This is a genomic window from Achromobacter sp. ACM03, assembly GCF_014851665.1.
In the GTDB taxonomy this organism is placed as follows: Bacteria; Pseudomonadota; Gammaproteobacteria; order Burkholderiales; family Burkholderiaceae_B; genus Achromobacter; species Achromobacter aegrifaciens.
The window spans coordinates 907,159-921,840 of record NZ_JACVAD010000002.1 but is presented as its reverse complement, the minus strand read 5'-3'; the positions used below and the strand labels follow the sequence as shown (position 1 = coordinate 921,840).

Here is a 14,682-nt window from a genome sequence, read left to right as displayed (position 1 = left end):
AGGTCGGCCTTCAGTGTGTTGCGGGAGTATTCGGAGGGTCGCAATCGTAACCCGTAATGGTGAGCGAGAAGCCCGCCATGCTGGGCATCTTGCGCGGCCGGGCCAGCAGCTTCATCTGGCCCACGTTCAGGTCACGCAGAATCTGGGCGCCAATCCCGTAGGTACGCAGGCCGTAGCGGTCGGCGTTGCCGGGGTTGGCCTGGGCCTTGGAGTCGTTCCAACCGGCGATCTGGCCAAACAGGTGTTCCGTGGACGACTGGCAGTTCATCAGCACCAGCACGCCGGCGGGCGAGGCCGCGATGGCCTGCAAGGCCTGCGCCACGCCCCAGCTGTGCGGGCTGGCGCCGGTGTCCAGCACGTCCAGCACGGAGGCCGGCTCGTGCACGCGCACCAGCGTCTCGGCGTCGGGAGTCACGTTACCATGCACCAGCGCCAAATGGGCGGAGCCGGTGGCGGCGTCTTCATAGGCCACGGCCTCGAATTCGCCCCAGGCGGTCTGCATGGTGCGCTTGCCCACGCGCTTGACGATGGATTCGTGTTCGCTACGGTACTGGATCAGGTCGGCGATGGTGCCGATCTTCAGACCGTGTTCGCGGGCGAACTGCACCAGGTCCGGCAGGCGGGCCATGGTGCCGTCCGGCTTGAGGATTTCACAGATCACGGCGGCGGGCGTCAGGCCGGCCATGGCGGTCAGGTCGCAGCCCGCCTCGGTGTGGCCGGCACGGACCAGCACGCCACCGGGCACGGCGCGCACCGGGAAGATGTGGCCGGGCTGGACCAGGTCCGCGGGCTTGGCGTCGCGCGCCACCGCCACCTGGATGGTGCGGGCGCGGTCGGCGGCCGAGATGCCGGTCTCGACGCCTTCGGCTGCCTCGATCGACTGGGTGAAGTTGGTGCCGTAGCGCGTGCCGTTGCGGGCCGCCATCAGGGGCAGGTCCAGTTGGCGGCAGCGCTCTTCGGTCAAGGTCAGGCACACCAGGCCGCGGCCGTGCGTCACCATGAAGTTGATGGCTTCGGGCGTGACGAATTCGGCGGCCATGACCAGGTCGCCCTCGTTTTCACGGTCTTCTTCGTCAACCAGGATGACGATGCGGCCGGCGCGCAGCTCGGCGATGATTTCGGCAACAGAGGCGATGCCGAAGGATTCCGGCTCGGAGCCGGGCAAAGGGGACAACTGGACGGACATGGCGGGCACGTAAACCAGGCGGGAAAGCCCGGATTTTACCGCCCCTGGAGGCGGAACCCCTATCCGGCCCTGCCAGCCCCGCCGGCCGGGGGTGTCCGGTAAACTTTCGCCCGGAGACCACCCCTAAAAAACCGAGCCAAGGAAACCCCACATGCAAGCCCTTGCGGCCATGCCTTTGACCGTCGCGGCGGCCGTCCGCGTCGTGCTGACCGACATCGACGACACGCTGACCACCGAGGGCCGCCTGCCGGCGGACGCCTATGCGGCGCTGGAGCGCCTGGAACAGGCCGGCATCCAGGTCGTGCCCATTACCGGCCGTCCCGCCGGCTGGTGCGACCACATCGCCCGCATGTGGCCGGTGCGCGCCGTGGTCGGCGAAAACGGCGCCTTCTATTACGCCTATGACCGCCAGGCCCGCCGCATGACCACCCACTACTGGACCGACGCCGCCTCGCGCCAGGCCAGCCGCCGGAAGCTGGACGCCATCCGCGACCGCGTCCTGGCCGAAGTGCCCGGCGCCGCCGTGGCCAGCGACCAGGACTACCGCGTGGCCGACCTGGCCATCGATTTCTGCGAGGACGTGCCCGCCCTGCCCGATACAGCGATCACCCGGATTGTCCAGATCTTCGAGGAAGCCGGCGCCCAGGCCAAGGTCAGTTCCATCCACGTCAACGGCTGGTTCGGCGACTACGACAAACTCACCATGACGCGCACCATGTTCCAGCGCGAGTTCGGCGCGGACGTGGCCGGCGCCCTGGACAGCACCCTGTTCATCGGCGACTCGCCCAACGACGAACCCATGTTCGCCTACTTCCCGATTTCGGTCGGCGTGGCCAACATCCAGGCCCAGCTGCACCGCCTGACGCACCGCCCCGCCTTCGTCGCCGCCTACCATGGCGGCGCGGGCTTCGTAGAAATGGCCGACCGGCTGCTGGCCGCGCGGTCCCCCCAAGCACAGCCGGCCTGAGGTCCGCATACCGTGGCGACATCCCCTTCCGCTTCCTCTCCGGCCGCCAACGACGGCCGCCGCAGCATCCAGTCGATCGAGGTGGGCGTGCCGCTGCTGGCCGCCCTGGTCGACGCCGGCAAGCCCCTGACCCTGCGCGACCTGGCCGCGGGCGCCGGCATGACCTCGGCCAAGGCGCACCCCTACCTGGTCAGCTTCATCCGCGTCGGCCTGGTGCAGCAGGACGCCATCACCGGCCAGTACGAACTGGGCCCCTTCGCTCTGCAGATGGGCCTGGTCAGCCTGCAGCGCCTGGACCCCGTGCGCGTCGCCATGCCGGAAATCGCCAAGCTGCAATCGGAAATCGGCCACACGCTGGGCATTGCCGTGCTCGGTTCGCACGGCCCCACCATGATCCACATGACCGAAGCCAGCTACCCGGTCCACGTGAACATGCGCAAGGGCACGGTGATGTCCATGCTGCACACGGCCACCGGCCTGGTGTTCGCGGCCTGGCTGCCGCCCAAGGTCAGCGAGCACTACATCGCGCGCGAGGAAGGCGACACGGCCGTCATCGCCAGCATGCCACCGCCGCGCAAGGCGTCCCGCGCCAACATCGAGGCGCAACTGGCCGACATCCGCGTGCACGGCATGGCGCGCGCCCTGGGCAACCCGCTGCCAGGCGTGGACGCGCTGTCGGTGCCGGTCTTCGACAACACCGGCAATATCGCCCTGGCCCTGACCAGCCTGGGCCCCACGGGACTGTTCGATGTGGCCTGGGACGGCGCCATCGCCCGGCCGCTGCTGGCCTGCGCGCAGGAAATCTCGCGCAAGCTCGGTTACCGGAGCTGAGCCAAACGGCGAATTTCGCGCAAAAACGAACATAAATCGAACAAATCGAACAAAAGCCGAAAAGAAACACAGGGACTTTCCCGAGTGCGTCCCCTCCTCTTCCATGTTTGAATTCAGGTTGAATTAAGTGACACGTCACACAAACAAAGAAAGAGGAGACACAAGATGCAAGCTCTGCGCCTGCTTCAAGCGGCCACGCTGGCCGCCTTCGCCCTGGGCACGTCCGCCGCGCAAGCCGCCGACGCCTGCACCAACCGCGGCGACCTGGACCAGATGTACTGCGACGCCAACAAGGACCTGGTGGCCGACACGCCCACCGATCCGGCCAAGCTGAAGACCCCGTCCACCCTGGTGTTCACCTACACCCCGGTGGAAGACCCGGCGGTCTACGAAGACATCTTCAAGCCCTTCACCAAGCACCTGTCCGAATGCACGGGCAAGCGCGTGGTGTTCTATCAGGTGCAGAGCAATGCCGCGGAAATCGAGGCCATGCGCTCGGGCCGCCTGCACGTGGGCGGCTTCTCGACCGGCCCCACCGCCTTCGCCGTGAACATCGCGGGCGCCGTGCCGTTCGCGGTCAAGGGCTATGCCGACGGCTTCCAGGGCTACAACCTGATCGTCATCGTCAAGAAGGACAGCCCCTACCAGAAGCTGACCGACCTGAAGGGCAAGAAGCTCGCGCACACCGCCCCCTCGTCGAACTCGGGCCACATGGCGCCGGTCGCGCTGTTCCCCAAGGAAGGCCTGACTCCCGACAAGGACTACAAGGTCATCTTCTCCGGCAAGCACGACCAGTCCGTCATGGGCGTGAACTCCGGCGACTACGACGCCGCTGCCGTGGCCTCGGACGTGTTCAAGCGCATGGTCGAGCGCGGCCAGGTCAAGGAAGCCGACTTCCGCGTGATCTACAAGAGCGAGAAATTCCCGACCTCGTCGTTCGCCTACGCGCATGACCTGGAGCCCAAGTTCCGCGACCAGATGCTCAAGTGCTTCTACGACTACCGCTTCCCCGCGGAAATGTCCAAGGCCTTCGACGGCGCCGACCGCTTCTACCCGGTGACCTACGAGAAGGACTGGGCCATCGTGCGCCAGGTCGCCGAATCCGGCGGCGAGAGTTTCAACCGCGCTGCCTACGACCGCGAATCCGCCAAGAGCAAGAAGTAATTCCGTATGACGACGTCGCTACGCATTTCCGGCCTGGTGAAGGAATACCGGGCCGGCCGGCCGGTACTCAACGGCATCGACCTGCAGATCGCGGGACAGGGGCTTACAGCCATCATCGGCCCCTCGGGCACCGGTAAAAGCACGCTACTGCGTTGCATCAACCGGCTGATCGAACCCACCAAGGGCGAGATCGTGCTGCAGTCGAAGGACGGGTCCGTGGACCTGGCCCGCGTGCGCGGCGCGTCGCTGCGCCGCGCGCGCCGCCGCATCGGCATGGTGTTCCAGGAATACAACCTGGTCGAACGCCTGACGGTCATGGAAAACCTCCTGACCGGACGGCTGGGCTACACCTCAGCCGTGAAGGCCTGGATGCGCCGCTTCGAGCCCGAGGACATCCAGCACGCCTACAAGCTGCTGGACACCGTGGGCCTGGCGGGTTTCGCCGACCAGCGCGCCGATGCGCTGTCGGGCGGCCAGCGCCAGCGCGTGGGCATTGCCCGCGCGCTGATGCAGCGCCCGCAGCTGCTGCTGGCCGACGAGCCCACGTCCTCGCTCGACCCCAAGACCTCCGTCGAGATCATGGAACTGCTGTCCGAACAGGGCAGCGCCACGGGCATTCCCGTCATCGTCAACATCCACGACGTCGAACTCGCCCGCCGCTACGCCACCCGCATCGTCGGCATGTCCGGCGGCCACGTGGTCTATGACGGCGACGGCCAGGGGCTGGACGCCGCCATGCTCAAGACCATCTACGGAGGCGAGTCTTGGCTGGAATGATCCCACCCAAGGGCGCCCGCCCCTTCGCCATGTCCGGGCGCGCCAAGGCCGGCGTGCTGCTGCTGCTGGCCTACACGCTGTATGCCGGCGCGCAGCTGGACTTCAGCTGGGCGCGCTTCGAAACCGGCATGGGGCACGCGTCGACGTTTCTGGCGCGCATGTTTCCGCCCAACTTCGAAAAGCCCGCCACCTTGTGGAAGGGCATCGCGGAAAGCCTGGAGATCGCGGTGCTGGCCTCGGTGCTTGGCATCATCATCGCGCTGCCCATCGGTTTGCTGGGCGCGCGCAACATGATGCCCACCTGGGTATCGTGGCCCGCCCGCGCCATCGTGGCCCTGTGCCGCGCGCTGCATCCCGTCATCGTCGCCATCCTGTTCGTCAAGGCCGTGGGCTTTGGCGCGCTGGCCGGCATCCTGGCGCTGACGGTCGCCTCGGTCGGCTTCATCGGCAAGCTGTTCACCGAGGCCATCGAAGAGATTTCGTTAAAGCAGGTGGAAGCCGTGCGCGCCACGGGCGCCTCGTTCGCCAACGTCATCATCTTCGGCGTGCTGCCGCAGGTATTCGCCCGCTTCATCGGCTTTGCCACCTACCAGTTCGACTCCAACCTGCGCAACTCCACCATGGTGGGGATCGTGGGCGCGGGCGGCGTGGGCGGCACGCTGTTCTCGGCGTTCCAGCGCTTTGACTACGATTTCGTCAGCGCCATCCTGCTGACCCTGATCGCCATCATCATGCTGGGTGAAATCCTGGCCGGCTTCGTGCGCGCCGTGTTCCTGGACAACCTGGGATTCGAACGCATCCTGCAAGGCCGCTTCGCGGGAGCGCGCGGCATCGGCAGCGGCGCAACTCCGGTCAAGCGCCGTGCGGAGGTGGACGAATGAACGCCCACGCATCCACCTTCAATCCACCGGGTTCGCCGCGCGTCTGGCAACGCTACAGCATGGGCCAGCGCCTGCTGCGCTTCGCGCTCTACCTGCTGGTGGTCGCGGCCATCGTGCAGGCGATCCGCGGCGTCGAGATCATTCCGGAGTTCCTGTACGACGCGCCCGAGCAGATGGCCGATCTGTTCCAGCGCATGTGGCCGATAGACTGGGCCTACTACCCGGAAGGCGTGCACGGCGCGCTGATCGAAACGCTGCACATCGCCACGCTGGGCACCATCCTGTCCGTGGTGATGGCGGTGCCGGTGGGCCTGCTGGCGGCCAACAACCTCACGCCCAGCAAGACCGTCAACATGCTGGCCAGGCTGATCCTGGTGTCCAGCCGTTCGGTCAATTCGCTGGTGTGGGCGCTGCTGTTCATCGCCATCTTCGGGCCCGGCGCGCTGGCCGGCACGCTGGCCATTGCGTTCCGCTCCATCGGCTTCGTCGGCAAGCTGGTGGGCGAAGCCATCGAGGAAGCGCAGCGCGGCCCGATCGAGGCCGTCACCGCCACCGGCGCCAGCAAGGCATCCGTGATCTGGTACGCCTACTGGCCGCAGATCCGCCCCGCCTTCTGGTCCATCGTGCTGCTGCGCTGGGACATCAACGTGCGCGAATCGGCGGTACTTGGCCTGGTGGGCGCCGGCGGCATCGGCATGGCACTGGACACGGCTCTGAACCTGTTCCAGTGGGACCGCGTGGCGCTGGTGCTGGCTGCCATCTTCGCGGTGGTGGTCGTGGCCGAAATCATCATCACCCAGGTCCGCAAACGCATCCTCTGACGCGTCCGCGGATCCCTACAGCGTTCCTTTGCTCCGCCCGGAAACGGGCGGTTTTTTTTGGGGGCTGATGAATCAGAACCGCACGCTCACCCCTGCCCTGACGCCGTGATCTTGCGCCCCGCTGGCGAGCTGTCCTTGGTAGGACAGATCGAACGACACCTTGCGCGACACCTGCACGTCCAGCCCCGCTTCCAGCACCGCGCTGTTCTTCGCGATGGGCACGCCGGCCACGGTAAAGGCATCGCCCGCCGCGAAAGCCTGGGTGGCGGCGGGCTTCAAGTCGCCGAAGGCGTAGCGCCAGCCCAGCGATCCGCGAGCCGTGGCTTGCGCGCCGCCCAGTTCGAAGCTGGACATGAGCCGCGAACCCAGTGTCGTGTACGTGGTCTCGGTGGTCTGGCTGTTTGCACGCAGGGCGGCTGCGCCGCCGCTCTCGCTGTAGCCGTCGGTCTTGAGGTTGACGTAGGCCAGGTTGGCGAACGGCTCCAGCGCAGCAACGCGCGTGTCGATGCGATAGCTGAGGTCGGCAAACGCCTGAACGGTGCGGCCGTCGTAGTTGGCCTTGAGGCTGTCGGAGTAGCCGGGCATGGATACCGAGCGCCGAGTCGCGATGTCGTGCCAGCTGTAGGCCAGCCCGCCGCGCAGGCCCACCGCGCCCCACTGGCCGCCGCCGTAGGCCCCGAGATGGTAGTTGTCGCTGTCGCCCGATGACGCGCGATCGCGCACGTCGAAATCCGTGCGGGTGTAGCCCGCCATCAGGCCCAGCCGCCAGGCATCGGACACCGGCGCATCCACGCCCAGCAGAAAGCCGCCGGTCGAGCTCTTGACCTGGGCAGCATTGCCGTCGCCGTCGGTCTGGCGCCAGGAACCCAGGCCCTGTATCCAGCTGGCGGGCCCCATCGCCGTTGCCGGAGCCAGGCGGGCGCCGCCCCCTGCGGACGCCAGCACCGGCGTCGCCGACGCGCCGACCGCGCCCGCGGCCGAGCGCAGGCGCTCGCTGGCGGCGTCGCGCACATAGCGGCTGTCTTCGAGCAGCACGGTCTTGGCCGACGCGTGGATTTCGCCGGATAGCTGGTCGAAGCTGGAACGCAGCAAGCCCTTGTCGTCCGGTAGCACGGCGAACGCGTCGTAAAGCCCATTGCCCGCCGCCATGCCGATGCTGTCGATGGCGCCCGCCGCCGCGCGCTGGTTGCGCGTGTCGGCGGCCGTGGCCATCGCGGTGCCGTTGCGCGCCAATTCCAGCGACACTCGGCCCGCGCCGTAGTCGTAGCCGAGTTTCGGCGTCAGGAAGGCATAGTCGGACGTCACCGTATCGAACCGGCCGGACAAGGCGCCGTCGGCCGCCAGTATCGTGTAGACGGAACGCAGCCCGTAGTCGCCGCCGATACCGATATGCGCGACCGAGCCACCATTGATCGTGGCATTGCCCGTGACATGGATAAGGTCGGCATCGGCGCCCTGCGGATTGGTTTCCACGGCGTAGCGCGCGCCGCTCTCGATGACGAGATCGCCGTCGACGGTCAGTGTGCCGATGGAATTCCCTGGCGCCAGCGTGCCGCCGGCCGCCACGGTCACCACCGAGCCAGCGCCCGAGCCCACTGTGCCGCGGCCTCCGAGCACGCCGCCCTGGCCGATATTGAGCGCGCCGCCAAGTTTGCCGTTCAAGGCCAGCCGGCCGCCCTGAATCGTGGTGCTGCCGGTAAAGCCCGAGCTGTCGCCGCTCAGCGCCAGCGTCCCCGCGCCGCTCTTGACCAGCGCGCCGCCACCGGAGATGGCGCCGCCGAACGTTGCGTTCGCGCCTTGTTCGAACACCAAGGAGCCATTGTTGTCGACATTGCCCCGGATCGACCCGACATCGCCGATTAGCGTGCCTTCCCGGATGACGGTATTGCCGTAGGCGTTGCCCGCGTTGTCCAGTCGCAGCGTGCCGGCTCCGGTCTTGATCAGGTCGGCGTTGCCCAAGACTGTGCCGACCAGCCCCAGCGTTGCGCCGCCAGCCACCTCGAAGCGCCCGGCCTGGGTCAGCGTCATGGCACGCGCGGTATCGAAGGACGCCGATGCCGCCAGTGTGCCGCCACCGAATGCCACGCCGCCAGAAGCCGCGCCCAGGTTCGCATCGCTTGCAACCTGCAACGTGCCCCCGGCGATCGTGGTGCCGCCGCTATAGGTGTTGCTGCCGCTCAGGACCAACGTGCCGGCGCCGGCCTTGAGCAGCGATCGTCCGCTCCAGCCCGTCGCGGCGTTGGCCGCCTGGTCTGCCAGATCCGCGCCGACTACGAACCGGTTGGCGGCATCGCTCAGCGTGAACGTGCCATGCGCCAGATTGTTGCCCGCGGTCCAGCTCAGGTCGTAGCTGGCGAGGTATTGCAGGCCATCGGCCGACTTGCGCGTGTTGACCGTGAGGTAATCCACCGCGCCGCTGAAGCCGCCCACGCGCACCGACCCGAAGTCGCCGCGAATGCCGCCACGGGTGTCGATCAGCACCTTGTCGAGCTGGCTGGCGCTGCCTATGCCGCTGAGGGCGAAGGCGACGCCCTCGCCCAGCGTCAGCCCGCCCGCCTGCAAGGACGGGCCGCCCGCGCCGGCTGCGATATCCAGGGCTGTGCCATCCGCCAGATTGACATTGCCCGCCACCGCCAGCGACGCCGGCCCCTGCACCGACAAGGCGCTGCCCGCTGCGCCGACGTTCAAGTCCCCTGTCAGACTATTGGCTGCGCCGGCTACGCCGTCGCCATATTGCAGGACGCCGCCCGTGACTTCGGCCGAGCCGCCCAGCGAACCTTGCACCACGAGCCTTCCGCCGGACACCGTGGTCTTGCCGAAGTAGGAGGAACTGTTGCCAGCCAGGCTCAGCGTGCCCGCGCCCTTCTTTACGAGCGCGCCGTCGCCCGAGATGGCGCCGGCAAAGCGCGCATCGGCGGTCTGCTCGAACACCAGCCTGCCGATGCTGTTGATGTCGACGTTGCCCGAGATCGAACCGGCATGGCCGACCAGGGTGCCAGCGCGCACCCAGGTATTGCCGTAGGCGTTGGCCCCGTTGTCCAGACGCAGCGTGCCGGCGCCGGACATGAACAGATCGCCGCTGCCCGTGACGGCGCCGAGCAACCCCAGCGTCGTGCCGGCGGCCACGTCAAAACTGCTTGCCTGCGTCAGTGCGACCGCCCGCGCGGTATCGAAGCTGCCCATGGTCGCCAAGGCGCCGCCGTTCAAACTCAGGCCGCCGGACGCGGCGCCGAGATTCGCATCGCTCGACACCTGCAAGCGGCCGCCCGAAATCTGCGTGCCGCCGCCATAGCTGTTGTTGCCGCTCAAGACCAGCGTGCCGCCGCCGCTCTTGGCCAGCGCGCCCGCGCCCGAGACCGCGCCGGTCAGGCCCAGCGTGGCGCCCGCGGCCACATCGAATCGCCCCGACTGCGCCAGGGCGACCCCGCGCGCGATGTCGAAGGTGGTCGTCACCGCAAGCGTGCCGTCGTCGAAGGCCAGGCCGCCGGCCGCGGCCCCCAGGTTGGCATCGCGGTCGATCTGCAGCGTGCCGCTGTCGATCGTCGTACCCCCGCCGTGGCTATTGCTGCCGCTCAAGACCATCGTGCCCGCGCCGCTCTTGACGAGAGCTCCCGCACCCGACACCGCGCCGGTCAGGCCCAGCGTGGTGTCTGCCGCCACGTCGAAACGTCCGCTCTGCGCCAGCGTGACGGCGCGCGCGGTGTCGAAGCTTGCGGTGGTCGCCAACGTGCCGTCGCCAAAATGCAGGCCTCCGACAGCTGCGCCCAGGTTGGCATCGCTATCGACCTGCAACGTGCCGCCCAGGATGGCCGTGCCGCCGCTGTACGTGTTGGCGCCTTGCAGCACCAGCGTTCCGGCGCCGGCCTTGGTCAAGCTCTTGCCGTCCCAACCGGCGGCGGCATTGGCTGCCTGGTCGGAAAGCGGCACTCCCAGCGTGAACCAGTTCGACGCATCGGCCAGCGTGAAAGTGCCATGGGCCAGGTTGTTGTTGGCGGTCCAGCTCAGGCCGTAGGTGGCGAGGTACTGCTTGTTGTCCGCGGACTTGCGTGTGTTGACGGTGAGATAGTCGACCTCTCCGGTAAAGCCGCCCACGTTGACGGCGCCGAAATCACCGTCGATGCCGCCTGTGGGCGCCTCGATCAACACGGTATCGAGCGCGTTCTTGTCGCCGATGCCGCTCAGCCTGAACACCACGCCATCGCCCAGCGTGACCTTGTTTGCCTGCAACAGCGGGCTGCCCGTGCCGGCCATCAAGTCCAGCACGGTGCCATCGGCCATTTCCATGTCGCCCGTGACCGCCAGCGTGGCGCCCCGATGCACCGCCAGTGTGCTGCCGGTGCCTGAGACATTCAGGTTGCCGCTCAGGGTGTTGGCCTCGCCCGTGGCGCCGTCTCCGTACTGCAAGACCCCGCCTGTAACGGCGGCCGAACCTCCCAGCTGGCCCAGCACCACCAGCTTGCCGCCCGACACCGTGGTCCTGCCCTTGAATGCGCTATTCGCGCCCGTCAGCAAGGTGGTGCCGGCGATCTGGTTCAGACTATGTGAACCGGCGCCTGTGCTCAACAGCGGCGTCGAAAACGTGTAGGCGGACTCGGTATGGTTGAAGTTCACGGTGGCAATGCCGGCGCCGAACTGGATTGCGCTGGCGTTGAGCGTGCCGGCGCCTACGGCCGGCTGCCCAGCCGCCGCGCCGATATTGATCGTGCCGGTGGTGGGAAAGAAAAGAAACCGGTCCTGCGCCAGGGACACGGCCCCTCCGCCGCTCGCGCCAACGCTCACTGTGCCGCCTTGCGCGATCGTCAGGCTGCCCGCCCCCGTTCCCACGCCAAATCCCAGGGTCATCGCGCCGCTGTTGTCCCAGATGGAGCCGGCGCCGCGGACAACAACGTTGCCGCTACCGCTCATGCTGCCCACATAGCTGTCTTTGTTCGAGACGAAGCCCCCCGATTCGATGGTCAGTGTGCCCTGACCGGACACATCGCCCACCCTGAGCTCGCCGTTATTGATCCAGGTTGAACCGCGCCCCGACACCAGGAAGGCGCCATTGCCGTTCTGGATGCGCCCGACAACGCCATCGACGCTGGTCGCATATCCCCCCGCCAGGATCGACACGCTGCCCCTCCCGCCTTCCGAACCAACCAGCAGCACCGCGCGATTGCTCCAGAGCGACCCGACATCGGAAACCGTCACTTTCGCCGCGTCGTTCTGCCGGGCATCCACCGTCGCAAACTGGTTCGAGACCGTGCCGCTACTGAAGATGCTCAGCTCTCCGGGTCCGGCGCCGCCGACAAAAAGGTTGTCCGTCAGCGCCCAGGTCGAGCCGGGGCTGAACACGCTGACCCGGGCCGTGGCGCCGGGAGCTTGCCCGGCATCGATACGTCCTTCGGTGGTGCCCAGAATGTTGAGAATCTGCAGGCTCCCACCCGTGACGGTGGTCTTGCCGACGAAGCCTGAACTGTCGCCGACCAGCCGCGTGGAGCCCGCATAGTGATTGAGCTGATGCGTGCCTGCATCCCTGCTGACCAGCGCCGCGCCGAAGTCGTGGAAGTTGTTGGTGTTGAAGTTCAGCGTACCCGTGCCCGCGCCGAACTGGAGTAGCGATGTCGCCAGGAAGCCAGCGCCCACGGGTGCAGCGCCGGGAGCCGCGCCGATGTTGATCGTCCCATCAGCCGAGGCCGAGTCGGCCAGAATCACCGTGTAGCCCGGCGCTATCGTCACCTGGCCGCCGTCGGCGACGGTCAATGTTCCTACACCGGATATGCCCACATATAGCGGGGTGAAGGCCACCAAATTTGGACCTGAGTAGGGTGCGAAAGTAGCATCGCCGGTAAGGGTGACCATCGGCCCCGCCTGCGCTTGGCCGGCCGCGCCCAGGGCCGCCAGCAGCATCGCCATCAAGGGCAGGCGTCTGCGCGCGGATCTGCTTGCATGGCGGCCGCCCTTGCCTTGCCCTCGCACGTGCTCGCTTACAACCTGCCACAAGCCCGCGCTGCGGTTAAAGACAATGCGATACGTACGGTTCATGGCGCTCTTCTGTAATCGTGGCCCGCTCGGGTTGGCACCAGGCGGACGCGTGTGGAATCGGATGGCGCGGGCCGCGTAACCCGCCGATTACAATTAGAAAAGCGATTCGTAACCATGCATATCACTGAAACTGGGTAATTTCAGGGGTCACGAGTGCTCCAGCACAAACGGTCGCTATTGCACCAGTCCTCTGCCTGGACCAAGGATCCGCGCCCTGCACTCCGGTTGTTGATGCGCCGCAAACACGTTTATGCTCCATGTGAAATAAATATGACCGGTCATCAAATCGCCCGCCCCGTTTGATTAAGATCTCGGCTTTTGCCGTTGGACGCCCGCCGCCATGTCGGAACAGGAATTGAAACTGCACGTGCCTGCGGCCTCGCGCCAGGCGGTGCTCCGAGAGGTCAAGCAGCGCGAGGCGACCCGCATCCGCCTGCACGCCATGTATTTCGATACGCCGGAACGCGAACTTGCGCGGGCGCGCATCGCCATCCGGCTGCGCCAGGAAGGCCGCGACTGGGTGCAGACGCTGAAGATGCCTGGCATCAATGCCATCACGCGCATCGAACTCAATCACCCGCGGCCGGGCCCGGTGCTGGACCTGTCGGTGTATGCCGGCACCGAGGTCGAAGCCGCGCTGGCAGCCATCAAGGGCGAACTGGGCCTGCGTTATGAAACCGATGTGCAGCGGCTCCTGCGCAAGGTCCGCACGCGCTACGGCACGGTGGAACTGGCCTATGACACCGGCATTCTGCGCGCCGGCGCGCTGGAGCTGCCCATCTCCGAACTGGAATTCGAACTGGTGTCGGGCCGCCCCGCCGCTATCTTCGCGGCGGCTCGCGGCTGGCAGCAGCGCCACAGCCTGGTGCTGGACCCGCGCAGCAAGTCCGAACGCGGCGATGCGCTGGCCCAGTTGGCTCAGCGCCTGGCAGATGCAGACGCCATTCCGGGCGATGACCTCGAAGCCCGCCGCGCCCAAGCCATCGCCCAGTTCTGGGCGCCGCGCGGCGCCGCATCGGTCAAGCTGCGCGAAGACATGACGGCGCCCCAGGCCATGGCGCGCATCGCGGCGGAATGCCTGGACCAGATCGCGCGCAACGCCTCGGTGCTGGCCGAGGTCGACACCGAGGGCGTCTACCGCGCCGGCAACTCCGAACACGTGCATCAGCTGCGCGTGGGCGTGCGCCGGCTGCGTTCGGCCTGGAAGCTGTTCGACGGCTGGATCGCGCCGATTCCAGACACTCTGCTGCAAGGCGTGCGCACGCACTTCGCCGCCTTCGGCGCCAACCGCGACCAGGACGTGCTGAACGAAACCGTGGCGCCCGCGCTGATGCGCGCAGGCATGCCGGTCATCCCTATGGAAGCCGCGCCCCCGGAACAGGACGCGCGCAGCATCGCCGGCGGCAAGGCCTTCCAGGCCTGGATGCTGGAGCTGCTGGAATGGAGCCTGGACGTGCCGCCGGCCCTGCCGTCCGCGGAAGGCCAGACGATAGCCAACGGCACCCCCAGCGACGCCGCGCCCGAGCCCGCCATCCGGCTGGAAGGCGGCGTGGCGGCGCCCAGCGTCAAGCCCACCATCATTCCGATGCTGGCGCCCGAACCCGATCCGCAGCGCCTGCACAAGCAGCTTGCGCGGCGCCTGCACCGCTGGCACAGCAAGGTGGCCGACCAGGGCACGCAATTCGCGACGCTCGACATTCCCACGCGCCACGAACTGCGCAAGCGCGGCAAACGGCTGCGGTACAGCCTGGCATTCGCCGAGTCGCTGCTGCCCGCGGGCAAACTGCGCGGCTATCGCAAGCTGCTGTCGCGCGTGCAGGACGTGCTGGGCGAAATCAACGACCTGGCAGTGGCCAAGGACTACTACGAGTCGTGTACCGCCACCCATCCGCAAGCCTGGTTCGCCCTGGGCTGGATCAGCGCGCGCCTGGAAGAACTGGCGGACGACGCGCAGCAAGCGTTCGACGATCTGGCCGCCAGCAAGCCATTCTGGAAGTGACGCGGGCTTGAATGCAAAAGGGACGGCATGCG

The 14,682-nt window shown here is 67.3% G+C and carries 9 protein-coding genes; 7 read left to right on the top strand and 2 right to left on the bottom strand.

The window, feature by feature from the left end; all coding sequences use genetic code 11:
• Positions 1-10: 10 nt before the first annotated feature.
• Entirely contained in the window at positions 11-1,186 is a 1,176-nt protein-coding gene (gene ribBA / locus IB257_RS12395) for a bifunctional 3,4-dihydroxy-2-butanone-4-phosphate synthase/GTP cyclohydrolase II (RefSeq protein ID WP_054451929.1), read from the bottom strand.
• Between the two features lie 151 nt (positions 1,187-1,337).
• Between ribBA and IB257_RS12390 the strand changes: the two genes are divergently transcribed.
• From IB257_RS12390 to phnE (IB257_RS12365), 6 genes are all read left to right on the top strand, one after another.
• Positions 1,338-2,153, top strand: a complete 816-nt coding sequence (locus tag IB257_RS12390) for an HAD-IIB family hydrolase (RefSeq protein WP_054451930.1) — start codon at positions 1,338-1,340, stop codon at positions 2,151-2,153.
• Positions 2,154-2,165: 12 nt separating this feature from the next.
• The gene (locus tag IB257_RS12385) at positions 2,166-2,984 is read left to right on the top strand and encodes an IclR family transcriptional regulator (RefSeq protein ID WP_054451931.1); all 819 of its coding nucleotides are present in this window, start codon (positions 2,166-2,168) and stop codon (positions 2,982-2,984) included.
• A gap of 165 nt (positions 2,985-3,149) precedes the next feature.
• Positions 3,150-4,148, top strand: coding sequence for a phosphate/phosphite/phosphonate ABC transporter substrate-binding protein (gene phnD / locus IB257_RS12380; RefSeq protein ID WP_054451932.1), 999 nt, complete (start codon positions 3,150-3,152; stop codon positions 4,146-4,148).
• A 6-nt stretch (positions 4,149-4,154) separates the two neighbouring features.
• A complete protein-coding gene (gene phnC, locus IB257_RS12375; protein WP_054451933.1) occupies positions 4,155-4,925 on the top strand; it encodes a phosphonate ABC transporter ATP-binding protein in 771 nt (256 codons plus the stop codon).
• On the top strand, positions 4,922-5,806 hold the full coding sequence (gene phnE / locus IB257_RS12370; RefSeq protein WP_054451934.1) for a phosphonate ABC transporter, permease protein PhnE: 885 nt from the start codon (positions 4,922-4,924) through the stop codon (positions 5,804-5,806). The genes phnC and phnE (IB257_RS12370) overlap by 4 nt, the downstream gene beginning before the upstream one ends.
• A complete protein-coding gene (phnE, locus tag IB257_RS12365) occupies positions 5,803-6,627 on the top strand; it encodes a phosphonate ABC transporter, permease protein PhnE (RefSeq protein WP_119449618.1) in 825 nt (274 codons plus the stop codon). Before phnE (IB257_RS12370) ends, phnE (IB257_RS12365) begins: the two co-directional genes overlap by 4 nt.
• Before the next feature lie 72 nt (positions 6,628-6,699).
• Here phnE (IB257_RS12365) and IB257_RS31545 read toward each other — a convergent pair whose 3' ends face one another.
• Positions 6,700-12,651, bottom strand: a complete 5,952-nt coding sequence (locus IB257_RS31545) for an autotransporter domain-containing protein (protein WP_225588885.1) — start codon at positions 12,649-12,651, stop codon at positions 6,700-6,702.
• 340 nt (positions 12,652-12,991) lie between these two features.
• Here IB257_RS31545 and IB257_RS12325 point away from each other — a divergent pair, with 340 nt between their 5' ends.
• Entirely contained in the window at positions 12,992-14,650 is a 1,659-nt protein-coding gene (locus IB257_RS12325) for a CYTH and CHAD domain-containing protein (protein ID WP_119449619.1), read from the top strand.
• The last annotated feature ends 32 nt before the right edge of the window (positions 14,651-14,682 follow it).